The organism is Halomonas ventosae (assembly GCF_004363555.1).
In the GTDB taxonomy this organism is placed as follows: Bacteria; Pseudomonadota; Gammaproteobacteria; order Pseudomonadales; family Halomonadaceae; genus Halomonas; species Halomonas ventosae.
On the sequence record NZ_SNZJ01000014.1, the window covers coordinates 46,067 to 72,000 of the forward strand.

Consider the following 25,934-nt stretch of genomic DNA (forward strand, 5'->3'; position numbering starts at 1 on the left):
GAAGAGGGAAACGAATGAATAATCCACCTGTTTATTTTACTACACTATGAGATTCACTGCGCGAGATCACTGCCAATATACTGCGCGAGATCCCAATCAATATCCTGCTATTATCGAGTACGCCTATGGCATATTCTACCGTTAACCCTGTGAAAGCAGCAGCCTATGCCGCCTGGTGTGAAGTATGCTTACTGCCTATCAGAAACAGCATGTTGGGAACCGGAAGGAGACCCTGATGTCATTTGCGACCGCAGCAGTTCGAGTCCAGTATCGCCCCATGCTGGAAAGTGACTTCCCGGCAGCGCACGCCCTTTCCCAGGCGGTGCACTGGCGGCACCGGGCGGAAGACTGGCAACTCCTGCACTACCTCGGTAGCGGCTTCGTTGCCGAATGCGACGGCGACGTGATTGGTACCGCGTTGTGGTGGCCTCATGGCGACGACCATGCGTCGCTCGGCATGGTCATCGTCTCACCGGAGGCCCAGGGGCGGGGCATTGGGGGCGAGCTGATGAACCGGCTGCTCGAGGCGATCGGCGAGCGTAACACCCTGCTCCACGCCACACCGGCCGGGCAGCCGCTCTACGAAAAGCTCGGCTTCGAGGTGATCGGCAGGGTCTACCAGCACCAGGGCGCGGTCGTTCCCCGCACTCCCGTTGCACCGCCCCAGGGCACGCGCCTGCGGTCGGCCGAGGCGGGCGATGGCGTCGCGCTGGCGGAGCTGGCGTCCCGCGCCGCCGGCATGGCGCGTACACGGGTCGTGAACGAGCTGCTGCGCACCGCCGAAGGCGTCGTCATCGAAGACGATAACGGCAATCCGGTCGGCTTCGGCATTCTGCGCAGCTTCGGACAAGGCGACATCATCGGTCCGGTGGTCGCTCCCGATGCAGAGCACGCCCGCGCGCTGCTCAGCCACTTGGCGGCGAAGCGCACCGGCGCCTTCGTGCGTATCGACATGTGCGATGAGCACGGGCTGGATTCCTTGCTGAGCGAGCTGGGGCTGGCCCACGTCGATACCCCGGTGGCCATGATTCGGGGCGAGCCTCAGCAGGCGGACCTCGGCATCCGCCAGTTCGCCATCGCCAGCCAGGCGTTCTTCTGACCCCGGTGAGGGAGCATGCACGCCTTCCTCGCGCGTACCGTGATCCTCTCCGAACGTGAACGGCACAACTGACACTGGCGCACAATTTACACTGATAGCTAATAAACGGCAGGGATGTGGAAACATGTCAGAGCGAACTAACGAAGCGCTAGAGGCACGGACCCCTGAACTGGCACGGTTCACTTCCGTTTACCTGCAACAGGCGCTTGGGCTGTCGTCCGAGTTGGGATGGCCCTACCGGCTGAAGGATTGGGCCTTCGCCCAAGGCCTGGGAGAGGGCTTCGTGCTCGAACGTGCTGGCAGGCTGATCGGTACGGCCATGCGGTGGCAGTATGGCCATGCATTCTCCACGCTCGGCATGATCATCGTCGCGAACGCGGCCCAGGGGCACGGCTATGGCGCACGTCTCTTCGACGCGCTGCTGGACGACGCGGGATCGCACACCCTCCTACTCAATTCCACAAAGGAAGGGTTGGCGCTCTACGGTCGCCGCGGATTCCTGCCTGTGGGTGAGGTGCATCAGCATCAAGGTGTGCCCACGCGGGTATTGTCTTCCCCCGAGTTGGGCTGTGTCCGGGCCGCCGAGGTCAGCGAGCTGCCAGTGATCGATCAGTTTGATAGCGAGACGGTTGGCATGCCCAGGGGCCGGCTCTTGCAGGGCCTGTCGCAGGCAGGGCGGCTGAGCGTCATTGTCCGTGACGGTGTCGTGACCGGCTACGCCGCCTGCCGGCGCTTCGGCCGCGGTTATGTGGTCGGTCCCGTGGTGGCGGCCGATATGACGGACGCCCAGGCTCTCATTGAGGAAGCCATTTCCCAACTGCCGGACGTCTTCATCAGGATAGACATCCCTGCCAGCTCCGGCCTCGGTTCGTGGCTGGAAACAAGAGGCTTGAAGCGCGTCGATACGGTGACGTCCATGGTGCGGGGAGAGGCACCGCGGCCTTCCGGAAACGCCCGTTTGTTTGCACTTTGCAGCCAGTCATTGGGTTAGGAGCACGCCAAGTGAGCACCCTTACGTCACTTCACCACGGCTATCTGATCGCGATCGAGGCGTTGTCCTCTGAGACCGGCGATACAGTGAGGACCTTATGAAACTCAAGTCGTACTGGCTGGATACCACCCCTGCATTCACCGGCGTCTCGAAGGAGCCGGTGGCGGGCAAGGCGGATGTGGTCGTCGTCGGGGGCGGGCTCACCGGCTCTTCGGCCGCGCTGGCCCTGGCGAAGAAAGGCGCCCGCGTCGTGCTTTGCGAGGCGGAGACCGTGGGCAGCGCCGCATCAGGCCGCAACGGCGGCATGTGCAACAATGGTTTCGCCCAAGACTACACCGCCATGGCGGCGAAGTTGGGCATCGAAACAGCCAACCGCCTCTATCACGCTTTCGATGCCGGGGTGGATACCGTGGAGCGGCTGGTGCACGAAGAGGGAATCGACTGCAGCTTCGCCCGCACGGGCAAACTCAAGTTGGCCGCGAAACCCGAGCACTACGACAAGCTCGCCCGCACCCAAGAGTTGCTCGCCGCCCAAGCGGATCCCGACACGCGCATGGTCTCTCGAGCAGACCTGCCGAGCGAGGTGGGTTCGCAGCGCTACTACGGCGGCATGATCTTCGAGAAGGCCGCCGGTATGCATGTCGGACGCTACGTGACGGGCCTGGCGGAGGCCGCAGCCCGTCGCGGCGTGCAAATCCACCAGCACACGCCCGTCATGGGGCTGCGCCCACTGCCCGGCGGGGGACACGAGGTCACCACACCGCAAGGACGCATCACCGCGTCTCAGGTGATGCTCGCCAGCGGCACCTCACATGTGGGCCCGCTGGGCTGGATCCGGCGCCGCATCGTGCCGGTGGGGGCCTTCATTATCGTGACCGAGCCGCTGCCGGTCGAGGTGCTGGACCGCCTGCTGCCCACCCGTCGCATGACGGTGGACACCAAGAACCTGGTGAACTATTGCCGGGTGACCCCGGACAACCGCTTGCTTTATGGCGGTCGCGCCCGCTTCGCCGTTTCCAATCCGAAGTCGGATGCCGATAGCGGCGCTATCCTGCGCAAATCCATGGTCGAGATGTTCCCGGAACTGGCCGACGTGCGGATCGACTATTGCTGGGGCGGCATGGTGGATATGACCCGCGATCGCCTGCCTCGGGCCGGTGAACGCAACGGGATCTTCTATTCTGTGGGTTACAGCGGCCACGGCACGCAGATGGCGACCTACATGGGGACGGTGATGGCCGAGGTGATGGACGGGCGCACCGAGCTTAATCCGTGGAAAGACTTCGACTGGCCGGCCATTCCCGGTCACTTCGGCCCCCCCTGGTTCTTGCCCATCGTGGGCGCCTATTTCCGTCTCAAGGATCGATTCCTATGATCTCACCCATCGCACATCTCAGGAACGCGGACCGTCTCGATCGCATGTTCATCGACGGAGAGTGGACCTTACCCGAACCCTTGACCCGAACCGGTGTCATCGACCCCTCGACGGAGGAGTCCGTCGCCGAGATCGCCTTGGGTAGCAGCACGGATGTCGACACGGCGGTGGCCGCGGCGAAGCGCGCGTTCGTAGGCTGGGCCGCCACCTCGCCCGAGAGCAGGGCCAAGTTTCTGGATCGCATCCACGCCCTGATCCTCGAAAGGACGGAACTGTTCGCCCATGCCCTCTCGCTGGAAATGGGTGCGCCCATCGGCTACGCGCGCAGCACTCAGGTAAAGCTTGCGGCGGAGCACATCCGCGTGGCACGGGATAATCTGGCCACTTATCCGTTCGTCACCCATCGCGGCACCACGGCCATCCTGCGCGAGCCGATCGGTGTGTGCGGCCTGATCACCCCCTGGAACTGGCCGCTCTACCAGATCACCGCCAAGGTGGGCCCCGCCCTGGCGGCGGGATGTGCGGTAGTGCTGAAGCCCAGTGAACTGTCGCCCCTGAGCGCCTTGCTCTTCGCGGAAGTGGTGCGGGACGCCGGCATTCCGGCGGGCGTCTTCAACCTCGTGAACGGTGATGGCCCCGGAGTCGGCGCGGCCCTGTCGGCGCATCCCGACGTTGACATGATCTCGCTGACCGGCTCGACCCGGGCCGGTGTCCTGGTGAGCCAGGCGGCCGCCCCGACGGTGAAGCGGGTGGCCCTGGAACTCGGTGGCAAGTCCCCCAACGTCATCCTGCCGGATGCGGACCTGAGCCGTTCCATCGCCCCCGGCGTGGCGGCCGCGTTCCGCAACCTCGGGCAGTCCTGCAGCGCACCAACGCGCATGATCGTGCCCCGCCAGCACCTCCAGGAGGTCGAGCGTCTCGCCTGCGTCGCGGTAGCCGAGATGGTCGTTGGCGATCCGCGCTCAGAGCAGTCGACCCATGGCCCCGTGGCCAACCGCGCCCAGTTCGAACGGGTGCAGGAGATGATCGCAGTGGGGATCGCCGAGGGCGCACGGCCCGTGTGTGGCGGCCCTGACCGACCCGAGGGTCTGATCCGGGGTTTCTACGTCCGCCCCACCGTCTTCTCCGACGTGCAGTCTCACATGAAGATCGCTCAGGAGGAGATTTTCGGGCCGGTCCTCTGTCTCATTCCCTACGACACCATCGATGAGGCCGTGGCTATTGCCAACGACTCCATCTACGGCCTCGGTGCCCATGTCCAGAGCGGGGATCTCGAGACCGCACGGTCCGTGGCGGCGCAGATCCGCTCCGGGCAGGTCCACCTCAACTACCCGGCCTGGGACCCCAACGCCCCCTTCGGCGGCTTCAAGCGTTCGGGAAATGGCCGCGAATACGGCATCGAGGGCATGGAAGAGTATCTGGAAACGAAAGCCGTCGTCGGTTTCCAGTCGGCATAACGGACCACGACAGCAGCGGCGCAATGCCATTCACCACCGACATCACCTTCACTTGTGATCAGGCATGGGAACCATCATGACCTTACCCGTAATTCTCAATCGCGCCGGCGGCGCATCCCTCAGCACCGCATTTCTCAAGAGCTCCATCGGGGAGGCGGACCCCTTCGCGCCGCACCGTGAAATCGCCTGGGACGGCGCAGACGCCATGGCCGCAGGCCGTGTCAGTTTCGCGGGAGAGCTCAAGGTATCGAACTTCCCGCACACCGAAACCATGGTGGTCGTCGAAGGCGAGCTGACGCTGACCGAAGCCGGCGCGGAGCCGTTGGTCGTCGGTCCTGGGTGGGGGGGCGTCGTAGGACGCGGAACCGAGGTTCAGATCCAGGCCCAGCCTGGCACCCACTTCGTGTTTTGCACGGCGGCCGGGGGGGCTTCGCCCATGCCTGGCATCACCTCGCTTAGTCCAGACGCCAACTTCAAGCCGTCCGCGACCCTGCCGGCGGAAGTCCTGCTTGGCCCGGCCCCGGAATGCCGTAGCGATAACGTCTTTACCGACGACCAGACACAGACTCTCGCCGGCACGTGGGATTCCACCGGTTATCACCGGATCATTCGACCTCAGGGCAAGAATGAGTTCATGTATCTGGTGGCTGGCAGTGTGAAGTTTGCCCTCCCCGATAGCGGTGCGCTGACGGTGAACGCCGGCGAATCCCTCTTCGTGCCCAAGGGCACCCCCATCGGATGGGAAAGCACCGAGCGCGTAGCGAAGTTCTACGTAGTCCAAGCCGTCCAGGACTGAGACTAGGTGCACCGAAGAAGATTCGACATATCCTGCCGCCGCGGCCTGTAAACCAGTCATTTTATTGTCGGCCTCTCGGTGTACGCTCTAAGCAATACCACCCACACTTCGCCAAGACGCGGGTAGCTATGGTTCTGGCATAGGCACTAAGTACCCGGCAGAAAATGAGAGCGTTTCTAGCATGTCAAATAATATGTCGAAACGGCTGCAGACGTACGAGCTGACTGTAAGAGACATTCATGAAACTGACATCGACAAGCTGCATGAGCTGTCGGTTGGGGTCGGCTGGTCGCACCGGCCCGAAGACTGGCAGCTACTGATGCAGGTCGGGCGTGGCTATATCGGCTGCGATGAAATCGGACGAGTCCTCGGCTCCGCGATGTGGTTTCCGATGGGAGATGATTTCGCCACCATAGGCATGGTCCTTACCTCGCCACGTCTCCAGGCCTTGGGAGCCGGTCGCTGGCTGATGAAGCACGTCCTGCAGCAGTGCGGCGACCGGGACCTGCGGTTGAACGCAACGCGTGAGGCGTACCGCCTCTACATCTCATTGTCATTCGAACCCACCGGAGTCATCTGCCAGCACCAGGGAGAGGCCGTAGACCCCGGGCACGTTCCGGTTCCGAGTGGTACGCAAGTCCGCGCGGCCGAGGCGACGGACCTCGCGGAGATGATCCGGCTCGACAGGGAGGCCTATGGTGCAGACCGGACGGCGATTCTCGAGCGCCTCGTTCGCCTTTCCGAAGGGACGGTTCTGATGCGGGAGGGGAGAGTGGCCGCATTCGCTCTTTGCCGCCCGTTCGGCCGTGGCCGGGTGGTGGGGCCGATCGTCACCCGGGACGTCGACGAGGCCATGGCACTGACGGCGCCCCACTTGACGCGTCACGCCGGCACGTTCGTGCGGGTCGACACGGACCGCAGCAACAGCGCCTTCACGGCTTTCCTGAGCCGTTGCGGCATGCTGCAGCATGACACGGTGACGACGATGTGCCTGGGTATGCCTCGGGGTGGCGATGGCCAGATGAGGACGTTCGCCCTCTCTGGCCACACACTCGGGTAGGCGCGGTGGGGTCGGCCAGCACCGAATCGGGTTATTCGGACGTGTGGTCCTGCTCGCATAGCAAGCGAAGTGGGTATTCGTGTTTCCGAATAGGCGATTTCACGACGATATAACTAAAGTATTTGGCAATGCCGACGTTTTCCTCAAGTAGTCCCTCAATGATCGTCTGGAAATGACTCAGGTCGCGCACGACCATTTTCACGAGATAGTCGAATCCACCGCTGATCAGGTGACATTCGACAACCTCCTCGATACGGCGAAGGCTGGTTTCGAAGAGAAGGAAATCTTCCCTTTTGTGCTGGCTAAGCGTAATTTCGAGAAATAGCGTAACGTTATTGCCGAGTTTTCGTAGATCGATCAAAGCAGAGTAGCCATTGATAAATCCCTCACGCTGCAAGCGTTTCACGCGCAGGAGACACGGCGAAGGTGAGAGAGCGACTGAGTCGGCGAGCTGCGCATTCGTCACCCGTCCGTTTCGCTGCAGTTCGACAAGGATGTTCATGTCTATACGGTCAAGGCGTGTTAAGGCCAATTTCGGATCCCTTCTGCATGCGCGCGCAATCCACGGAAGTTTCTCCGCCAGGAAACGAGCGGCTTGTGGTGCGAAACGGGTCTGGACTGGACATAGTTTTGTATGTGGAAGGTAGTATGTAGACAATATACCTGTAAAGCCAATCGACCCCGGCTGAGGGGTAAAAGCAGAACCTGCCCCGAGGGAGGTGACATCTGTTGTAGGTACGACCAGGAAGGGAGGCAGGGCCGAAGACGCGAGCGTGCCTCCGGCCCATGCCTTGACGCTATGCAGGTTCGTTGGGGTAGCCGGCTTCCACAAGGACCGCGGACAGGGCGGCGGCATCGGTGTTGCTCTCGATCGTTACTTGCTGCTGCGTGAGATCGATTTCCACGTTTGCATCGTCATCGACGGTCTTAATCGCGGTGGTCACGGTCGAGGCGCAGTGGCCACAGGTCATCTTAGGTACCTTGAGTTTCAGCATGATCCTTCTCCTTCAGGGTTGGGAGTTACCAGCGTAAAGCTTCCCATAGTTGGAAGGTCAAGCGCTGAATCGGAAATGCCAGCCGCCCGGAACGGGAGCGGTTTCTGCTATCCGTCGATGATGCAGAAGATGTTGCACACGATTTCGTTGTTGGTCCAGTAGCATTCGGCGTTGGCAAGCATCCCCGGGGCCTCACCGGCTTGGCGGAGCAGTCGTGATCGGGCAGTGTTGTATGAAGTATCCTGTAGACAATGATCTGTCGCCCGTCGCGGATGACCGGGACTTCTGGTCCGAAGTTTCCTATCATTGTAGAGTTAAACGCCTCATCTTCTAGGGGCGCGAGGCAGGCAGCCCAAAGCTCAGTAGATCAGTGGGTGTGCTTATGCGTGAAGATGGCCTGTAAATGGAGGTATCTTATGAACATCGGAGAGGCTGCAAGAGCGTCTGGCATCTCGGGCAAGATGATTCGCTATTACGAAAGCATAGGGCTCATCGCGCCAGTTGGCCGGACAGATGCAGGGTACAGGGTGTTCAGCGATAAGGATATTCATACCCTGCGCTTCATTTTTCGGGCGAGAAGCCTGGGGTTTTCGGTGGAGCAGATGAGCAATCTGCTTGCCCTATGGCATGACCGACACCGAGCGAGTTCGGACGTAAAGGCCTTCGCCCTAACCCACATCGAAGAGCTGAACAGCAAGATCAATAAGCTGCAGGCCATGCGTGAGACCCTGGAGCATCTGGTGAAGCACTGCCATGGGGACGAACGCCCTGATTGTCCGATCCTGGGGGATCTGGCCGCAGAGAGCGTCGAGCTGGACGACAAGCTTGCCTTATAAGGGCAGTCGCCTGGAGGGATTGTCCTGGCTATGGTTGGTTGAGTGAGGGCTTTCGCTCTTGCGTTGTTCAGCGGGTGTTCGCTTCGGATTCTCTACCATTACCACCACCCGTTTCTGGGCCGAATGGCCTTCGCGGGGTGTGCTCGGATCGAGGAAGTCGGCCAGCACGCATCATATTGCACCAAGCATGAAAAAGGCGGCTGAAAATCGGTTATAATTCAATTCCTTACACAAGAACCAACCGGCACAGGTGCCATGGCGATATCTACCACGGCTACCACTTCCTTTCCACGCCTTAAATGTTGCGAGGTCCCACCAGTTTCGACGGGGATGAGCTCACGTCAGATGGCGGTGCCCTGCTGCTCGGCCAACTAGATCTCGAGATCGGCCTGACTAACACCATCGCGCGCCGTTTGGCTGATGAATAGAACGGTGCTGTCCCCGGCATAGGGTAAATAACGGGGGGAGGGGACAGTGCATCTTGGCGCAGGGAGATCGATAAGAAAGTGATCAATCTGGCGGGGGACGGTATTGGTCCCAATACTCAAGTGCCAGGGAGCGCCGACTGGCGGCGCTCACGAAATACCCGGTCTAGCGATTGGGAGGTAGTCCAGTCTATCGATCGTTTCTTGTCGGTGCCGGTGACTGCCTCGTCTACTACCCGCACGTGGTAAAACCATGGCGGATCAAAACATCAGCCGGACACCTGCAACAAAGCCGCTATCTTCAGTGGGGTCGCCGTGGTGGCGGGCCAGGTCGGCGGTATCCCCGTACTGCTTTTCCCAGTACCCACCCACGTAGGGGGCGAAACGGCGCGTCACCTCATAACCCAGGCGCATGCCGACCCGCACGGAATTGAGCCCCTCCCCGACCCCGAATTCCTCGACCTCACTGCCGGCCACGGCAATCTCGGTACGCGGCTGAAGGTAGAATCGCTGGGTGAGTCGCAGGTCGTACTCCCCTTCGAGACTCGCCGAGACGTCACCCTCGTCGCTGACCCGAAGTGCCACGTCAGTCTCGATGCCGTAGGGCACCACCCCCTGCAGGCCGACCACCCCGTAAGAGCGCTCGGCATGGTCGTCCGAGAACACACCACCTTGGTAGCCGATGCCGCCCTGGAGTTCCCAGAAGTCGGCGATCAACCGGCTATAGAGAAGCTCCAGCGATTCGAACTCGGCATCTTCGCCATCGCCCTGGACGTTCTCGCCCTCGGACTTGAGGTAGACCCGATTGACGTCACCGCCGTACCAGGCCTGGAAGTCCCAGACCAGTTCCTCGTGCCCCTTGTCGGGCACGGCGTACTCGAGCCGGTCGAACAGTGCCATGGCCATGTTGTGCTCGGCCATGGGGGACGGCCAGTCAGCGGGCGCATCGTAACCCTCCTCCGCGTAGGCAGTGGAGAGCGTCAGCATGGCCAGGACGGTGCCGGCCCCCGTCCGTACGTTCCTGGTATTCATACCTTCTCCTTATGAAACCTTGACGACCCGGAACATGCCGGCATCCATGTGGTACAGCAGATGGCAGTGGAAGGCCCAGCTGCCCTCGGCATCGGCGGTGATCAGCGCCGAGACACGCTCTCCGGGCTTGACGTTCAGGGTGTGCTTGCGAGGAATGAGCTCGCCCTGGCCGTTCTCGAGCTCCATCCACATGCCATGCAGGTGGATGGGGTGCTCCATCATGGTGTCGTTGACCAGGATCAGGCGCAGGCGCTCGTCCTTGTTGAAGTGAATGGGCCCCGACACCTCGCTGAACTTCTTGCCGTCGAAGGACCACATGTAGCGTTCCATGTTGCCGGTGAGGTGCAGTTCCAGTTCCCGCTCCGGTTCACGGCGGTCCGGCCAGGGAGTGAAGGCCTTGAGGTCCCGGTAGACCAGCATGCGTCGCGCCTCCGGGTCGATGCCGATGCCGGCCTGGTCGTAGCGGGAGCCCGGCTGGGCCGCCCCCGCCGCCAGCATGCCGTTGGCATTCATCCTGCTGCGCTCATCCGACATGCCCTGCATGTTGGAATGGTCCATGCCCTCCATGGTGGAGTGGTCCATGCCCTCCATGTCGCCGTCAGCGACCCCCTCCATCTCTGCGTGGTCCATGCCTTCCATGTCATGGGCGCCCATGGCCTCCATGCCGCGGTCGGCGATCTTGCGACGCTCGGGAATCTCGGCCGCCATGCCCTCGCGCGGCGCCAGGGTGGCGCGGGCGTAACCGCTGCGATCCATTGCCTCGGCGAAGATCGTATAGGCCGTGTCGTCCTCGGGGGCGACCAGCACGTCGTAGGTCTCGGCCACCCCTATGCGGAACTCGTCGACCGGTACCGGCTGCACCGGCTGACCGTCGGCTGCCACCACGGTCATCTTCAACCCGGGAATACGCACGTCGAAGTAGGACATGGCCGAGCCGTTGATCACCCGTAGGCGAACCCGCTCACCGGCCCTGAAGAGCGCCGTCCAGTTTTCCTCCGGCGAGTGACCATTGAGCAGGTAGGTGTAGGTACTGCCCGTGACGTCGGCGATGTCGCGCGAGCTCATGCGCATCTTCGCCCACATGCCGCGCATCTCGGCGGTCGCCGCAAGGCCCTTCTCACGCACGTCGGCGAAGAAGTCGGCGATGGTGCGCTCCTGGAAGTTGTAGTAGCCCTCGGCGGTCTTCAGGTTGCGGAAGACCGACATGGGGTCCTCGAAGGTCCAGTCGGTGAGCAGCAGCACATGCTCACGGTCGTAGCGGAAGGGCTCGCGCTCGGCGGCATCGATGACCAGCGGACCGGCATGGCCGAGCTGCTCCTGCAGGCCGGAGTGGCTGTGATACCAGTAGGTACCGTTCTGGCGAACGGGGAAACGGTAGGTGAAGGTCTCGCCCGGCGCGATGCCGGGAAAGCTTACCCCCGGTACGCCATCCATCCCGGGCGGCAGGATCAGGCCATGCCAGTGGATGGACGTGGGCTCGTCGAGCAGGTTGGTGACCCGCAGTACGGCGTCCTGGCCTTCCTTGAGCCGGATCATCGGCCCGGGGCTCTCGCCGTTGATACTGAACGGCCGTGCCTTCTTGCCGTCGATCAGGATCGACTCCCGGCGGATGGCCAGCGACACCTCGGGGCCTTCTTCCACCCCTTTGGCGTACACACTGGTCTGCCCCCAGGGATCGGCCCAGCTGGGGCGCAGGCCCAGGGCCGCCGCCGACCCAAGACCAAGCGCCGCCCCGCCTTTCAGGATCTGACGGCGTGACAGCGGGTGGGTGATGACGCGCGAGCTTGCCATGTGTGACTCCCGTCAATGTCTGGTCGCAGCATCTTGACGGGTCAAGCTGAATCACAGCTGAACGTGTAGGCTCACGGCAGGCACTCGCCCACAGGCACCGTGATCTCCACGCGCAATCCCCCGAGGGAGCTCGGCGCGAACCGAACCCGCCCCGAGTAGCGTGTCAGCAACTGATTCAGGATCGAGAGGCCAAGGCCGTAGCCGGGCTGGCTCTCGTCCAGGCGCCTGCCTCGCTGGCCGAGGCTGGGCAGCTCCGCTTCGGCCACCCCCGGCCCATCGTCCTCGACGAGGATGGTGAGACAACCCTCCAGGCGCAGCTGGCAGTGAACCTCGTGGCAGGCCCATTTACCGGCGTTGTCCAGCACGATACCCAGCATCTCGGAGAGGTCCTGCGACTCGACCGGGATACGCTGGTCTAGCCGATCCGGCAGGTTCAGGTGAAATCGCTTGTCGGGGTAGAGGACACGGAACATCTCCACCAGCCGAGCGCCGTCACGGCACAACTCGGACATGCGCCCGGCGTGAGGGCCGGCGATCCGTGAGCGTCGCAGCTCGGCATCCAGCTGGGCATGCACCGCTTCCAGGCGCTCCACCAGCCGCCGGCGGCGCGCCTCATCGATGGGGCGGGTGCCGCGCAGCACCTGGGTCACCGCCGCCAGCGGCGTCTTGAGGGCGTGGGAGAGGTTGGCGACCGAGTCGCGAGAGCGCTGCAGGCGACTGTCGATCTCGTCCATGAAGCGGTTGAGCTGCACGACCAGGCCGTCCAGTTCGGACGGCACGTCCAGGGAGAGGCGATCGCGCTCACCGCTGCGCAGCTCGCCCAGCTGGTCGCGAAGCCGTGACAGGGGGATCAGCCCACGATTGACCGCCAGCAGGTTGAGTCCCACGAGCATCACCAGCAGTGACGCCGCAATCCCGCCGACCCACCAGTGCAGCCGGTGGAGCCCCGCCTCCACCTGCGAGAAGTCCTCGCCGATCAGCAATACGCCATCCTCGCCGTTGAGGGCGAAGGGCTGCCGGTAGACCAGCAGATGCTGCTGCCCTTCCCTCACCTCGACGAGCGTTTCGCTGGACGCATCGAGCAGGGGCTGCAGCGCCTCCTGCCACCGCGTATCCGAGGCCGAGATATCATCGCCGAGGCGCAACACGTAGAGGTGGTGAAAGACCTGAAATCCTCGGCTGGCCGAATCCAGCACGGCGGCAGTGGAGAGGTAGTCGCGCCTCAGCTGCTCGATGGCGTGGCCGGCTTCCCGCTCGAGTCGCGCCCCGAGGAAGTCGCGCGCCAGATCCTTCAGCAGGATACCGTGCAGCAGCCATGTCATCCCGGCCACCACCAGGGCAATGCCAGACAGCCACGCCAGCAGCCGGACACGCAGGCTGCGCCGGTCAAGGCGTGACGAAGACATAACCCTGGCCGCGCCGGGTCTTGATGATCGACTTGCCCAGATAGCGCCGCAGCCGCGCGATGTACACCTCGATAAGGTTGGGTGCCGCGGCGTCCTGATCCAGGGCGTAGAGCTGGTTGAGCAGGTGGTCCTTGGAGAGAACGCGCCCCGGGTGATGCATGAAGTAGCGCAGCAGGAGAAATTCGGTGCCGGTGAGGGGGTGCCAGGTGCCGCCACCGACGCGGACACGCTGGTTCGCCTCATCCAGCGAGACGCCATTGAGCGTCATCTCCCGGGAGAGGCGTCCGGACTTTCGACGCAGCAGCGCCCGCACCCTGGCGATGAGTTCGGCTTCATGGAAGGGCTTCGTCAGGTAATCATCGGCACCGCCTTCGAGTCCGACCACCTTGTCTTCCCAGGTATCGCGCGCGGTGAGAATCAGCACCGAAAGATCATGGCCATGCTTGCGCCACAGCTTGAGCAGGTCTAGCCCGGAGCCGTCTGGAAGGCCGAGGTCGAGGATCGCGAGCTCATAGTGCTCGGTTGCCATGAGCGACCTGGCCACTCTCAGCGAAGTGGCCAGATCGACACGGTAACCGTTATCCACCAGACACTCGACCAGGCTCTCCGCGAGCAGGTCGTCATCCTCGAGCAGCAACAGTTTCATGCGTCCGGATCACCCCTGGAAGTCAATGTCACCGTACATGCCGGCCTCATAGTGTCCCGGGATGTTGCACGCGTACTCCAAGTCACCGGCGTTCTCGGGAGCGGTCCACACGAGTTCTGCCGTCTCCCCTGGTGCGATGGTGACCGCCGGCATGCTGCTCCCGAGCCCACCCTCCGCCATATCATGTCCGTCGTGACCGCCATGGCCTCCGTGAACCCCAGACTCGCCGTGGCTGCCTGCCATTTCCAGCATCATCTTGCGATGCTCTTCCTGGGCGGAGGTATCTCCGATTACGAACTCGTGCTCGAGGTTGCCGGTGTTGGCAATCTCGAATCGGATGGTCTCACCGGAGACGATGTCGAGCCCTTCAGGGTCGAACCACATGTCACCCGCCTCAAAGCGAATGGTGCGATCGATGTCGGCCTCGCTCTCGGAACCGTGAGAACCTCCGTGCTTGCCGGCGGCGAATGTCGGTGTCGCGATCAGGCCCAGTGTTATGATTAGCAGTGTCTTGCGCATCGTATTACCTTTTGGATGGTGTAGGGGAGACTCGTTTGTACCGCAACAATCTGAATCCAGACTGAACGCACGAACTCTAAGCCTTCAATAGTTATCATGGTAGGAGTTAGGGTGAATTCGGAGCCCCTTGCCATGCATGCTGGTTCGTGGTTGTGGATAGATGACCCGAATCTCCTATGGCGTATTAGCCGGAGCGACTGTTTGTGGTTGACCCGATGATCGTGTCGGTTGAGGTTTGCAGTCATTCCATATGACTCATGGACGGGCTTCTGCAGGTACTGCTCGTCGAACCCAGTACTTTGATTAATTCCTCCAGTTTGGAAGTACATGGCATATCCTCATACAAGCTTTCATCCAGCCACTTAGCTATAATTTTGAGCTCTTGAATTAGCAAGCGAATGTATGGTGCGCGATCGACTAGTGGTGCGTATGTATCGCTGGCGGAGACACAGTCTTGGTCTGCGAAAATCAAGATCTGTTTGACCTCTAATAGATTAACTCCCAATGAGCGAAGGCAATCGATGAAACGGATGAGGCCCAATGCATCCTCGTCATAGTGCTGATAGCCGTTGCGTGGGTCCCGGCGGGGTCGTAACAGACCCTGCCGAGTGTAGTGGCGTACAGTTTCAGGGGTGACGCCACCAGCCCGTGCTAGTTCGGTGACTCGCATAGCCGGTTCCTTAACTTTTTCTAGACACTCGAAGTCAGTTTAGAACCTGAGGGTTGCCCAAGGGTCAAGTGCCTTTTTCGCTATTAAAGGAAGAGCCGCTTGACGCATGGTTACGGGACGGTGAATCCATCTGCCGCAGAAGACATCTGTTATGATAGGTATCCGTCTCGCCATAGTTGTAGTGTAAGCGTTCGAGCATCACCGCCGGCGCATGATCAGGCGGGTTTTTGCCAGTTCTGCGGCAGGAGTTCGTGGACCTGGCTGGCCTTCTGGGTCGGCAGCCGTTCCAACACGTCCTTCAGGTAGGCGTAGGGCTCGTGGCCGTTCAGCTTGGCGCACTGAATCAGGCTCATGATGGCGGCAGTGTGCTGGCCACTGCGCAGTGACCCGGCGAACAGCCAGTTGGAGCGCCCAGGGGCGAATCAGGTTCTCCACCCGATTATTGTCAATGGGCAACCCGCCGTCTTCGAGGTAGCGCGTCAGCGCCGCCCAACGCTTCAAGCTGTAATCCAGCGCCTTGGCCGTCGCCGAGCCGTTCGGCACCTTCTCGCGGTGAGCCAGCATCCAGCGGTGCAGTGCGTCGGCGATGGGCCTCGCTTTTGTCTCCTGCAGTCGTTGGCGTTCATCAGCGCTCAGTGACTGTGCCTCGCGCTCCACCTGGTAGAGCTGACCGATCAGCTCGATGGCCTACCCGGCGATCTGGCTCTTGCCGGCCACGTGCAGGTCGACGAACTTGCGCCACGCATGGGCCATGCAGCCGATCTCGGTGACGCCATTGGCGAAACTCTGCGAGCTATGGTGATTTCTGGTGTACGGGAGGAGGTTGGAAGGGGGGGCGTATCCTGTTGATTGATCACGACCAAGATCTCAACCAACACGAACGGATACGCCATGACCGATTCTACCCTCCGGGCTCTTTCGCAACCAGAACCCCATGTCGCTGACCCGCTGCCCGAGCTGCTGCGCCAAGGCGCCCGTGACCTGATCGCCAAGGCCGTTGAGGCTGAACTGGCCACCTTCCTGGCACAGTATGCCGAGCAACGGCTCGATGATGGGCGCCAAGCAGTGGTCCGCAACGGCTACCTGCCCGAGCGGACAGTCCAGACCGGAGTAGGGGATGTCAGCGTGCAGGTGCCCAAGGTGCGTGACCGCAGTGGTGGTGGCGTTTGCTTCAACAGCAGCCTGCTGCCGCCCTACCTGAAGCGGGACCGCAGCATCGAGGAGCTGATCCCTTGGCTCTACCTGAAAGGGATCTCCGCCGGCGACTATCAGGAGGTCCTGGCGGCGCTGCTGGGCGACCAGGCCAAGGGCCTGTCGGCCAACACGGTGTCACGGCTCAAGAAGCAGTGGGAAGACGAGCATACCGAATGGCGGAAGCGGAACCTAGACGACAGGCGCTACGTCTACTGGTGGGCCGACGGCGTGTACAGCAACGTCCGCATGGATGACCGCCTGTGCCTGCTGGTGATCATCGGTGTCACTGAGCAGGGCCGCAAGGAACTGGTGTCCGTCAAGGACGGCTTCCGCGAGTCGGCAGCCAGTTGGGAGACCCTGCTGACAGGCCTGCGTGAGCGCGGCCGGGTCACGGCTCCCGAGCTGGCGGTGGGTGACGGTGCCATGGGGTTCTGGGCGGCGCTGAGCAAGATTTACCCGGAGACCGATCATCAACGCTGCTGGGTCCACAAGACCGCTAACGTGCTGAACAAGTTGCCGAAGTCGGTGCAACCCAAGGTCAAGGCCGACCTCCATGACATCTGGATGGCCGAGATTCGCGACGAGGCGCACCAGGCCTTCGATCGCACGGTGAAACGCTTCGAGGCCAAGCCCCCCAATGCGATGGCGTGCCTGGCCAGAGATCGGGACGAACTGCTGACGTTCTACGATTACCCGGCAGAGCACTGGGTGCATATCTGCACTACCAACCCGAACGAATCGACCTTCGCTACGGTCCGGCTGAGAAGCAAGCGCAGCTGGAACTGCGGGTCCCGTGCGACGACCTTGACGATGGTCTTCAAGCTACTCCAGAGCGCCCAAAAGCGATGGAGGAGGATCAAGCACTTCCAGAAGTTGGAACTGGTCGTCAGCAACGTCAAGTTCCAGGACGGGGAGCAAGTGGCCGATCAATCAGACAGGAGTGCGGTCTGATCGCCATCCACCAGGTTTGACGATAACTCCATGAGGGGAGGACAGTTCTGCACCAATCCGGGGCTGGTCATCGCGGTCAAGGGCAAGGCACTGATCACCTTCCTTGCGGCGGCCTGCGGGCCGTCTTTTTTGCCACTTTCCCAATGAAGGTTACTTCGATAGCTGGAAAAGCATGCTGGACTCTGATAGGCAGATCATCTTGCCCTTAATTCGTGCCCATTAAGGCCAACTTCAGACTGGACTTGTGCTCAGCAATTGTGGTGGCTGATTTTGGCTCGGTTTTTTTCTTTCTCTTGCGGGATAGGATCTGACTTTACATCCGTGAAGAAACTGTGGTAGTGCGGTTTTTTCGTTATCAGTCGCTCTGCCTTGAGGGTGTCCCCCCATTGCTGGCTCTCACGGTTACAGGCCTTGATGAGCCGGTAGGTCTGTTATGCGCTGTTTCCGGCGGGTAAATCGTTCTACAAGCACTTGTCGCTGATCGTCACTACCAACAAACAGATGGTTCGCTTCCGGAGTCAAAAAATCGGGTTTGGCTAGAGGTCAGGCTCCCCGATTTAGGCATTCTGGTTCTTAACCCCCCGTGACCGGCGACTTGCCCTCCAGGGACGTGTTTCGTTGGCAATCGGTGTGGGCTGCAAACAGATAATCCGCTACGAGGCCCGTGGTTGTGGTGTTCTGGGTGATTAGGTGCTAAGTTGGTCTTGCGCGGTAAATGACTCGAAATGGTCTCCGAAGCCGAGGGTCGCAGGTTCGAATCCTGCCGGGCGCGCCACGAATTCAAGGGCCTGCGACACTGTCGCAGGCCCTTTTTCGTTCGCCTCTGCATCTGGCGCCCTGTCCGGAAACCGCTACCCTACATAGTCGCTTTTGAACCCACCGACCGGCTCGGGCACCATCTCGGTTTCGCCTACGGGCAGCATGGATCGCCTACGACCAAGGACGCGATATGGCTCACCTGCAACGCATCGTGATGATCCACGGCCACCTCGAGGGAGTGGTGGAGCTCAGTGTGGATGGCCACACCAACATCTGCGGCACCAACGCCTCGGGCAAGACCACCCTGCAGCGCCTGGTGCCGGTGTTCTACGGCGAGCAGCCCAACAAGGTGGTGCCGAAGACCCGGCTCAAGTTCGACGCCTTCTACCTTCCGCACCGCAACAGCTATCTCGTCTACGAGTATCGCCGTGAGGAGGGTGATCTCTGTCAGGCGGTGCTGACACGCAAGAGCGATGGCGGCGTCGAGTATCGCTTCGTCGGGGCCCCCTATCGCCCCGAGGACTACCTGGTGGAGAGCGAGGGCGGCGTTACCGGCCTGGATTACGCCCAGTGGGCCAACGGCCTGCGCCGCCAGGGCATCCCTCCATCGGCCAAGCTGGGCGCCACCTCGGAATACCGCTCGGTGATCCAGAACGACTTCACCCATACCGGGACCCAGCCCAGGGGCAACAGCAAGGAGGGGTTGCGGCTTCGCCAGCTTGCCGCCCGCTTCAGCCTGGTGCGCCCGGGGCAACGCATCCGGCATATGGAGAAACTGGTCTCCGCGGTGCACGCCAAGGAGGGCAAGATGGACACCCTCAAGACCATGCTGGCGGCGATCTTCGAGGAGGACGGTGTCGAGCTGCCGGTGACCCGCATCCGCAACACCAAGGCACGCGAGTGGATCGACCGCATGCGTCAGTCGATGCGCCTCGAGCCCCTTCAGCGCTCGCTGTCTGCCCTGGAGAGCCTCGATCGCGAGATCGCCGATGTCGAGACCTCGCTGTGGCAGCTGCGGCCCCAGCTCGAGGCCGACCGCCACCGCGCCGATCGCGAGAGCGCAGACCTCGAGGCGCAGATCCAGCGCCAGCAGCGGGCCTTCCAGATCCGGGAGGCGGCCTATCAGGAGACCCGCGATGCGCTGAATGATCGCTTGAGCTCGCTCGACAGCGAGCTGAGCAAGGCGCGTGCCGACCTCGACGACCTGCAGCGCCAGTTCGAGGCCTTCGAACAGGCCGACATGCCGGGCCTCGAACAGGACCTCAAGGCGCTCCCGCAGTGGCGCGACCAGCAGCAACAGCTGCGCGACCACCTGGAACTGATGCAGCAGGCAGTCAAGGAGAGCAAGGCCAGGCTGGAGGCGCGCCTGGTGGAGCTGGGCGACCTCCTCGAGCAGCGCCGCGACGAGCTCCAGGCACTGATCGATGCGCTGGGCGAGGAGAAGGAGGCCTGTCGCGACCAGCAGCGCGATGCCGAGAACCGCCTGGATGCGGACTACCAGGCTCGCCGCCAGGCCCTGGAGGAGGACTTCCGCACTCGCCTGGACCAGATCACCGGGCGGCTCTCCGAGCTCAAGGCGCAGCTTACCCATAGCGCCCAGATCCCGGAGGAGGCGCGCGAGGCGGAGCAGGCCCAGGCCCGGGTCGACCAGGCCCAGAGCGAACAGGGTGCGGCTGCCACCTCGATGGAGAGCGTGCGAGCCGAACTGGATGAGCGCAAGCAGGAACGCGAGGCCGCCGAGCGCGAGCTGGAACGAGCCCGAGCGCAGCGCTCCCGCGCCGAGGCGCACCGCGCCGCCCTGCTGGTTCAGCGTGACCCCGCCCAGGGCAGCCTGCGCCACTTCCTGCGTCACCACCGCCCGGGCTGGGAGCAGGGCCTGGGCAAGGTGATCGCGCCCGAGCTCCTTGAGCGCCGCGACCTGGCGCCCCAGATCAACGAGGAAGCCAGCGACGACCTCTTCGGGTTGGCGCTGGATCTGGCCGCCATCGCGCTGCCTGAGCATGCCCAGGACGAGGCCAGCCTGCTGGCCGAGATCGAGGCCGGCGAGGCAGCGCTGGCCGAGGCCAGGGAAGCCGAGAAGGGCGCCGAGAAGGCACTCCGCGCCTGCCACCAACGGGTGCAGGAGGCCGATGCGCGCCTCGACCGCGCCCGGGGCACGCGTCGCCGCGCCGCCGAGGAGGTCGATTACGCCCTGCAGGCGCGCAGCCAGTGCCAGCAGCGCCATGCCGCCGCGCAGCAGGCGCGCCAGGCCGCCTGTCGCGAGGCGCTCGAGGAGCAGGAGGCCGTGCAGCAGGCGCTGCGCGACGAGCAGCGTCAGGCCCTGGAGGCCCTGGCCGACGGCCACCGTTCCCAGCGCCTGGAGCTGACCGCCGACTTCCAGGGGCGGCTGGCCGGCTTCGATCAGCAGATCGCCCAGCACCGCCGCCAGCTGGACGATCACCGGGAGGAGAATCGCCGCCAGCGTGATGAGCTGCAGGCCGCCTTCGACCGCGAGCTGACCGAGCAGGGCGTCGACCCGGTCACCGTCCGCGAGACTCGCTCACGCCTGGAGGCACTGGCCACACGCATTCGCCGGACCACCGAGCGCGAGGATGAACTGAGGGAATATCGCCACTTCATGCGTGTGGCGTGGGGCGAGCGCAAGCCGCGCCTGGTGGATAGGGAGGCCGAGCTCTCCCGCGAGCGCCAGCAGGCCGAGCGCGAACGCGAACAGCAGCGGGCCGACTTTCGCACCGCCCGCAGCGAACACCAGGCGGCGGTGAGTGCGCTGAAGGCCCGCCGCGACGCGGCCAGGGCGCTGGTGGAGACCCTCGCCCCGCTGCTCGACAAGCTCGAGGCCCTGAGCCTCGATCCCGCCCCGGAACCCATCGGCGAGGCCCCGGGCGATGCCGATGAGCGCATCGAGCGCGTTCGCCAGGGCCTTGCCGACCACGCCCGGCGGCTGGACGAGCTGCGCCGTGGCTGCGAGAAGATCGAGTCCGAGTTGATCAAGGGCGCCAGCGCCGACTTCCAGGAAATGCTCGAGGCCGAGCGCGCCAAGCTCGAGGGCGAGAGCCCGCGCCGGCTGCTGCCGGTGATCGCCGGCATGCTTCAGCTGCTCGAGGGGCAACAGCAGCAGCTGCTGCAGGAGGGGCGCAACCTCGGCGATGACCTCGACAAGTTCTTTACCGTGTTCCGCGACCTCAATCGGCGCATCAATGCCCAGAGCCGGCGGCTCTCCGACGAGGTGGCCGACGACCTCAGGCTCGAGGGCATCGGCAGGGCCGAGGTCAAGATCCAGTCGACCATCGATGAGCTCGGGTTCTGGGAGCCGCTCAAGCGCTTCGCCCTGCGCTACCACGAATGGCGCGACTCGGGCCAGCCGCTGCCCGGCGACGACTACCTTGATGCCCTGGCCGACGTGGTGGAGCTGTTGCGCAGCGACCAGCAGTACAGCTTCGAGAGCCTGCTGCGCCTGGAGCTGCACCTCAACGAGGGCGGCACAGACCTGGTCATCAGGAACGACCGCCAGCTGCTGGAGTCCTCCAGCCATGGCATGGCCTACCTGATCCTGTGCAAGTTCCTGCTCGCCTTCACCCGGCTGCTGCGCGGCGAGGCCCGGGTGGCCATCCACTGGCCCATCGACGAGATCGGCACCCTGGCCTACCACAACGTCGAGAAGCTGTTCGACGCCTGCGACAACAACCGCATCCATATCGTCGGCGCCTTTCCCAACCCGGAGTCGGATGTGCTGCTGCTGTTCCACAACCGTTACCTGATTGACCGCGATGAGGCGGCACCCGGCACGCGACGCCTCAAGCGCATCGAACCGCGCCTGAGCCGCCTGGCCCAGCGGCTGCAGGCCCGTGCCGAGGAGGCCGCCCCATGACCGAGTGCTCGATGGTTGAACATGGCCCCCTGCTCGAACGCCTGCTGGCCGGCGAGTTCATCTGCGCGGTGAGCGACGAGAGCGCCTTCCGCCGCCTGCAGGACGACGAGGTTCGCGAGCAGCTCGATACCTACCTGCGCCCGCTCAACCGCCGCCTGGCCACCAACGACGAGGGCAGCGTCTACTTCCTGGCCTGGCGTCAGCTCGACGAGGGCGCTCGCGAGCAGCTCTCGCGCCAGCTGGCGGACACCGTCAACAGCCTGCTGCCGATGCTGGAGTGGCTGCAGCTGGTGCAGGAGACGCTGGGCCGCGACGGCCTGGCCGCCCCCGGTGACGTGCTCAAGCCCGCCGACTTCAGCTCGCGCTGCGAGGACAACCAGGGGCTGCGTGAGCGCCTCGAGCGACTGGCCACCGACCCCTTCTTCGGCTCCCAGAGCGACCAGCTCGACGCCCAGCTCAAGCAGGTCTTCAAGCGCCTGAAGGAGCACGGCTACCTGCTCCAGCCCCACGCCGATCGCCAGTACTTCGTGGTCACCGCCAAGATCGACTACCTGGTCGACCTGGTGCGTTTCATCCGCGACGAGGAGAACCTGCCCGTGGACGACCAGGCCCCGGCCAGCCAGGAGAGCCTGCTGTGAGCGACCGCGACCCCCACGCCCTGGAGAGCCGCCTGATCGGCACCGGCGTCGAGCGCCTGGCGCTGCTCGGCAAGCACGCCGAGGCGCTGATGGCCGGCTACGCCCGGGACGAGGTGCCCCTGGAGGGGCTCAGCACCACGGCACTCAACCGACTGCTGGCGGCGCGCATCCTGTGGCGGCCGGACGAGCAGGGGGGGGTGAAGCTCGCCCCCAAGGTGCGCGAGCTGATTGCCGAGATGCTCGCCGACGAGACCCGGCGCCACGTCAATGCCGACGTGGCCGAGACCCTGGAGCTGATGCGTACCCTGGTGCAGAGCTACCGCGAGGCCCGCGACGCCGGCGAGTACTGGCGTCAGGAGCAGCAGCTGCTGCGCCTGCGCCAGGAGGTGGATGACCTCAACGGCCGCTTCGCCGATGCCATCGACAGCCTGTGGCGGCGCCTCAACAGCGACTTCGGCTTCGTCAGCCGCCTGGGTGACAAGATTCGCGAGAACGCGCGCGCCCAGAAGCAGATCGTGCGCCTGCTCGACGGCCTGGAGCTGATCGACTTCCACGAGCTGATCGAGCTGGTGGGCAGCGATGGTGCCCTGCGCAAGCTGCTGGTCAGCGGCCTGCAGCACCAGCTCACCCAGCACTACACCAGCCTGCGCGAGGTGCAGCGGCGCATGGTCGAGCTGATGGCGCGCTTCCGCCAGCAGCAGTCGCGAAGCCGCCTGGTGGCCGGCATGGCCGGTTTCCTTCGTGAACATCCGGGCTTCGTGCCCGGCAACTACGCCCGGCGCAGCGAGGTGCCGGCGCTGGTCAACCGCGCCGCCCCGCTGGTCGCCGCCGGCGCCGCGGCCCTGGATCACCACCCCGATACTCGGGCACTTACCGAGCTGCTGCACCAGCTGCCGCGGCCTGTTCATCGCCCGGAACCGGTGACCGCCGCCGGCGCCGCGGCTCCCCAGGAAGACACCCTCGTCGCCGCTCGTCAGCAGGCGCTCAAGGAGGACGTGGAACGCTTCTATCTCGCGGTGGTGGACCGCGGTGGTGAGGGGCTCAGCGCCCTGGCGTACCTGCAGGAGGGCGAGCTGGCGTGGGGCGAGGAGATCTGGCTCTTCCAGGTGATTGCCGAATTCCAGGGACTGCCCAGGGGCGAGCAGCGCGCCTTCCGCCTTCGCCAGCAGGAGAGCCAGGCCAGCCCCTTCAACCACTTGCGGCTGATCCATGACGTCAGCCTGGCGCTGAGGGCGGGGGCATGAAGCTGTCATCGCGTGCTCGCCACCTGCTCCGCGACGCCGCCCAGGCGCTGCGTAGCACTCCCAGTGAAGAGAAGCGCCGCAGCAAGGTGGTGGACGAGGTCGTGGCCTGGTGCCAGGCGCACGATATCGAGCTCGGCCCGCGCCTCACCCACGCCCGCCTGCAGCTCGACCCCGAGCTGCTCGCCCGGATCGACGAGACCCTGGCCGCCCTGGGCGAGCCCGCCATCGCCGCCGAGCTCAGCGGCCTGACCACCGCCGAACAGGCTCATCTGGGTAACCGGGAGGAGAAGGGCGTCCGCGAGAAGCCTCGCGATCGACGCGTGCTGGCCAGCTTACCCGCGGCGGCGGAGCGGCGGCCGGGCCTTGCCAGCCGCTCCCGGGATTTCCTCGACCTTGACTGGCGCGACCTCGACCTCGACGCCTTCGACGTGCTGGTTCAGGTCGAGAACCTCGATGGCTTCTACGCCTTCGCGCCGCCCCCTGCGGCGGTGGCCAACGGGGCCTGCCCGCTGGTGCTCTACCGTGGCGACAGGCACTACGGCGGCGCCTTCGCCAGGGTGGCCGAGGCCTGGGCAGAGCGCGCCAGGCCCCACCTCTATCTCGGCGACTTCGATGCCAAGGGGGTGAGCATCGCCCTCGCCAGCCGCGCCACCCATTTGCTGCTGCCGCCGTTCGAGGATCTGGCCGAGCGCGCCAATGCTGCGCACCAGCCCCCGGAACAGCAGCGCTACCAGCCGGCGCTGCGCGACCACGCCGCCCGCCTGCCCGTTGGCCACCCGCTGGCCGCCTACCTCGCCATCCTGCTTCGCGAGCAGCGCGGCCTGCGTCAGCAGTGGTTTGGTGATGCACTCCAAGAAGTGCCGTTGGGTGAGTCTGGCGACGCGTAGCGGTAAGGGGGGAATCAACGTGGGGAACGCATACCCGTTGGCCATCCTGAAATCGCCATAGGGGTAGGGTCCCAGGTAATCGCTACTCTGGGACCCACCGGCTTCACGTGCTCCTTGCTATCGGAATGGTGGCGTCATGCGGACTTCCAGGCGTTCTCATTGACCAGGTTGATCGGGCGCTCGCCCTTGAGCGCCAGGATCAGGTTGTCCACGGCGCGCTGGGCCATGGCGGTTCGTGTTTCATGAGTCGCCGAGCCGATGTGCGGCAGGGCCACCACGTTGGTCATGTGCGGCAGCGGCGACTCCGGCGACAGCGGCTCCTGCTCGAAGACGTCCAGGCCGGCGGCGCGAATGCGCCCCATCTCCAGCGCCTCGATGAGCGCCGCCTCGTTGACGACCTTGCCGCGGGCGATGTTGACGAAGATCGCCAATGGCTTCATCAGGGCAAACTCTCGCTCCCCGATCAGGTGCTCGGTCTCGGCGGTGAGGGGCACGGTGATGCAGACGAAGTCGGATTCGGCAAGCAACGTGTCCATCTCGCGCCGCTCTGCCCCCAGCTCCGCTTCCAGCGCGGGCTTGGGTGAGGCGTTCGAGTAGAGGACGCTCATGCCGAAGCCCAGGGCGCCGCGCCGGGCCACGGCGGCACCGATGCGCCCGAAGCCGATCAGCCCCAGGGTCTTGCCATGCACGTCGCTGCCGAAGTGCTCGGGCCCGATCCCGGCTTGCCAGTCACCGCGCTTGACCAGGTCGGCGAGCTCCACGGCGCGCCGGGCGGCGGCCATGATCAGCAGGAAGCCGGTGTCGGCGGTGGTCTCGGTGAGCACATCCGGCGTGTTGCACAGCAGGATGCCGCGATGGGTCAGCGCCTCGACCGGGTAGTTGTCGTAGCCTACCGAGATGGTGGCTATGGCCTCGAGCTGGGGCGCGGCGTCGAGCAGCTCGGGGGTGATGGCGAGACTGGCGCCGATCAGGCCGTGGGCGTCGGGTAACGCGGCCCGGAAGGCCGGGTCGTCGGCGGAGGCCAGGCCGGGAAAGGCCAGGACCTCGAAGTCCTGGCCAAGCTGGGCCAGCTGGTCATCGTTCAGGCGGCCATAGGCCAGGATGCGCTTCTTCATGGGTCAGGCTCCTTGTCTTGAGAGCGGACAGCTTGGCTTCCAAGATGGCGAGGTGCTTGAGATTCGGCAACCCCTCCATGTTGCCCGCCACCTGCACCGCGAGCGAGCCGATCAGTTTGCCGCGGCGGACCGCCTCCCGGGGGGAGCGGCCGTCGAGCCGGGCGCTGACCACTCGCCCGC

General features: G+C 64.0%; 21 protein-coding genes and 1 pseudogene. 12 read left to right on the forward strand and 10 right to left on the reverse strand.

Translation table 11 applies throughout. The annotated features are described in order from the left end of the window. Positions 1 to 235 precede the first annotated feature (235 nt). From DFP85_RS12470 to DFP85_RS12495, 6 genes are all read left to right on the forward strand, one after another. Complete coding sequence (locus DFP85_RS12470; RefSeq protein ID WP_133636592.1) at positions 236 to 1,099, forward strand: GNAT family N-acetyltransferase; 864 nt, start codon at positions 236 to 238, stop codon at positions 1,097 to 1,099. A gap of 124 nt (positions 1,100 to 1,223) precedes the next feature. Next, positions 1,224 to 2,090, forward strand: coding sequence for a GNAT family N-acetyltransferase (locus tag DFP85_RS12475; RefSeq protein ID WP_133636593.1), 867 nt, complete (start codon positions 1,224 to 1,226; stop codon positions 2,088 to 2,090). A gap of 97 nt (positions 2,091 to 2,187) precedes the next feature. Beyond that, positions 2,188 to 3,465 carry an NAD(P)/FAD-dependent oxidoreductase gene (locus tag DFP85_RS12480; protein WP_133636594.1) on the forward strand — a complete coding sequence of 426 codons (1,278 nt, stop codon included), beginning with the start codon at positions 2,188 to 2,190 and terminating at the stop codon, positions 3,463 to 3,465. Continuing rightward, positions 3,462 to 4,922, forward strand: coding sequence for an aldehyde dehydrogenase family protein (locus tag DFP85_RS12485; RefSeq protein WP_133636595.1), 1,461 nt, complete (start codon positions 3,462 to 3,464; stop codon positions 4,920 to 4,922). The genes DFP85_RS12480 and DFP85_RS12485 overlap by 4 nt, the downstream gene beginning before the upstream one ends. A gap of 76 nt (positions 4,923 to 4,998) precedes the next feature. After that, complete coding sequence (locus tag DFP85_RS12490) at positions 4,999 to 5,718, forward strand: cupin domain-containing protein (protein WP_133636596.1); 720 nt, start codon at positions 4,999 to 5,001, stop codon at positions 5,716 to 5,718. Between the two features lie 193 nt (positions 5,719 to 5,911). Then, entirely contained in the window at positions 5,912 to 6,778 is an 867-nt protein-coding gene (locus tag DFP85_RS12495; RefSeq protein ID WP_243737295.1) for a GNAT family N-acetyltransferase, read from the forward strand. Between the two features lie 31 nt (positions 6,779 to 6,809). On the opposite strand, the gene DFP85_RS12500 is transcribed toward DFP85_RS12495, so the two are convergent. Both DFP85_RS12500 and DFP85_RS12505 read right to left on the reverse strand, forming a co-directional pair. Then, positions 6,810 to 7,310 (reverse strand): Lrp/AsnC family transcriptional regulator, encoded by a 501-nt coding sequence (locus DFP85_RS12500; RefSeq protein WP_279512937.1) that lies wholly within the window; start codon positions 7,308 to 7,310, stop codon positions 6,810 to 6,812. 265 nt (positions 7,311 to 7,575) lie between these two features. Further along, entirely contained in the window at positions 7,576 to 7,773 is a 198-nt protein-coding gene (locus DFP85_RS12505; protein WP_133636599.1) for a heavy-metal-associated domain-containing protein, read from the reverse strand. Between the two features lie 416 nt (positions 7,774 to 8,189). On the opposite strand from DFP85_RS12505, the gene cueR reads away from it, so the two are divergent. Beyond that, positions 8,190 to 8,609: a Cu(I)-responsive transcriptional regulator gene (gene cueR / locus DFP85_RS12510; RefSeq protein ID WP_133636600.1), complete on the forward strand. Its 420-nt coding sequence runs from the start codon at positions 8,190 to 8,192 to the stop codon at positions 8,607 to 8,609. Positions 8,610 to 9,295: 686 nt separating this feature from the next. Here cueR and DFP85_RS12515 read toward each other — a convergent pair. The 7 genes and pseudogenes from DFP85_RS12515 to tnpC all read right to left on the reverse strand — a co-directional run. Beyond that, positions 9,296 to 10,066, reverse strand: coding sequence for a copper resistance protein B (locus DFP85_RS12515; RefSeq protein ID WP_133636601.1), 771 nt, complete (start codon positions 10,064 to 10,066; stop codon positions 9,296 to 9,298). Between the two features lie 9 nt (positions 10,067 to 10,075). Beyond that, a complete protein-coding gene (locus DFP85_RS12520; protein ID WP_133636602.1) occupies positions 10,076 to 11,857 on the reverse strand; it encodes a copper resistance system multicopper oxidase in 1,782 nt (593 codons plus the stop codon). A gap of 71 nt (positions 11,858 to 11,928) precedes the next feature. After that, complete coding sequence (locus DFP85_RS12525) at positions 11,929 to 13,263, reverse strand: ATP-binding protein (RefSeq protein ID WP_133636603.1); 1,335 nt, start codon at positions 13,261 to 13,263, stop codon at positions 11,929 to 11,931. Then, complete coding sequence (locus DFP85_RS12530; protein WP_133636604.1) at positions 13,244 to 13,909, reverse strand: response regulator transcription factor; 666 nt, start codon at positions 13,907 to 13,909, stop codon at positions 13,244 to 13,246. The genes DFP85_RS12525 and DFP85_RS12530 overlap by 20 nt, the downstream gene beginning before the upstream one ends. Before the next feature lie 9 nt (positions 13,910 to 13,918). Beyond that, entirely contained in the window at positions 13,919 to 14,428 is a 510-nt protein-coding gene (locus DFP85_RS12535; RefSeq protein ID WP_133636605.1) for a cupredoxin domain-containing protein, read from the reverse strand. Between the two features lie 241 nt (positions 14,429 to 14,669). Then, on the reverse strand, positions 14,670 to 15,098 hold the full coding sequence (locus DFP85_RS12540) for a MerR family transcriptional regulator (RefSeq protein ID WP_133636606.1): 429 nt from the start codon (positions 15,096 to 15,098) through the stop codon (positions 14,670 to 14,672). Between the two features lie 215 nt (positions 15,099 to 15,313). Then, positions 15,314 to 15,881: pseudogene (tnpC, locus tag DFP85_RS12545) on the reverse strand (IS66 family transposase); the annotation flags it as partial. Positions 15,882 to 15,989: 108 nt separating this feature from the next. Here tnpC and DFP85_RS12550 point away from each other — a divergent pair. The 5 genes from DFP85_RS12550 to DFP85_RS12570 all read left to right on the forward strand — a co-directional run bounded on the left by DFP85_RS12550 (position 15,990) and on the right by DFP85_RS12570 (position 24,639). Further along, on the forward strand, positions 15,990 to 17,243 hold the full coding sequence (locus DFP85_RS12550; protein WP_133636607.1) for an IS256 family transposase: 1,254 nt from the start codon (positions 15,990 to 15,992) through the stop codon (positions 17,241 to 17,243). 949 nt (positions 17,244 to 18,192) lie between these two features. After that, entirely contained in the window at positions 18,193 to 21,870 is a 3,678-nt protein-coding gene (locus DFP85_RS12555) for an ATP-binding protein (protein ID WP_133636608.1), read from the forward strand. 11 nt (positions 21,871 to 21,881) lie between these two features. Continuing rightward, complete coding sequence (locus tag DFP85_RS12560; RefSeq protein WP_133636638.1) at positions 21,882 to 22,508, forward strand: condensin complex protein MksE; 627 nt, start codon at positions 21,882 to 21,884, stop codon at positions 22,506 to 22,508. Further along, positions 22,505 to 23,752 carry a hypothetical protein gene (locus DFP85_RS12565; protein ID WP_133636609.1) on the forward strand — a complete coding sequence of 416 codons (1,248 nt, stop codon included), beginning with the start codon at positions 22,505 to 22,507 and terminating at the stop codon, positions 23,750 to 23,752. Before DFP85_RS12560 ends, DFP85_RS12565 begins: the two co-directional genes overlap by 4 nt. Next, a complete protein-coding gene (locus DFP85_RS12570; RefSeq protein WP_133636610.1) occupies positions 23,749 to 24,639 on the forward strand; it encodes a DUF7281 domain-containing protein in 891 nt (296 codons plus the stop codon). The genes DFP85_RS12565 and DFP85_RS12570 overlap by 4 nt, the downstream gene beginning before the upstream one ends. Positions 24,640 to 24,773: 134 nt before the next feature. Here the strand turns inward: DFP85_RS12570 and DFP85_RS12575 are convergent, their stop codons facing one another. After that, positions 24,774 to 25,754 (reverse strand): 2-hydroxyacid dehydrogenase, encoded by a 981-nt coding sequence (locus DFP85_RS12575; RefSeq protein WP_133636611.1) that lies wholly within the window; start codon positions 25,752 to 25,754, stop codon positions 24,774 to 24,776. Positions 25,755 to 25,934: the final 180 nt, after the last annotated feature.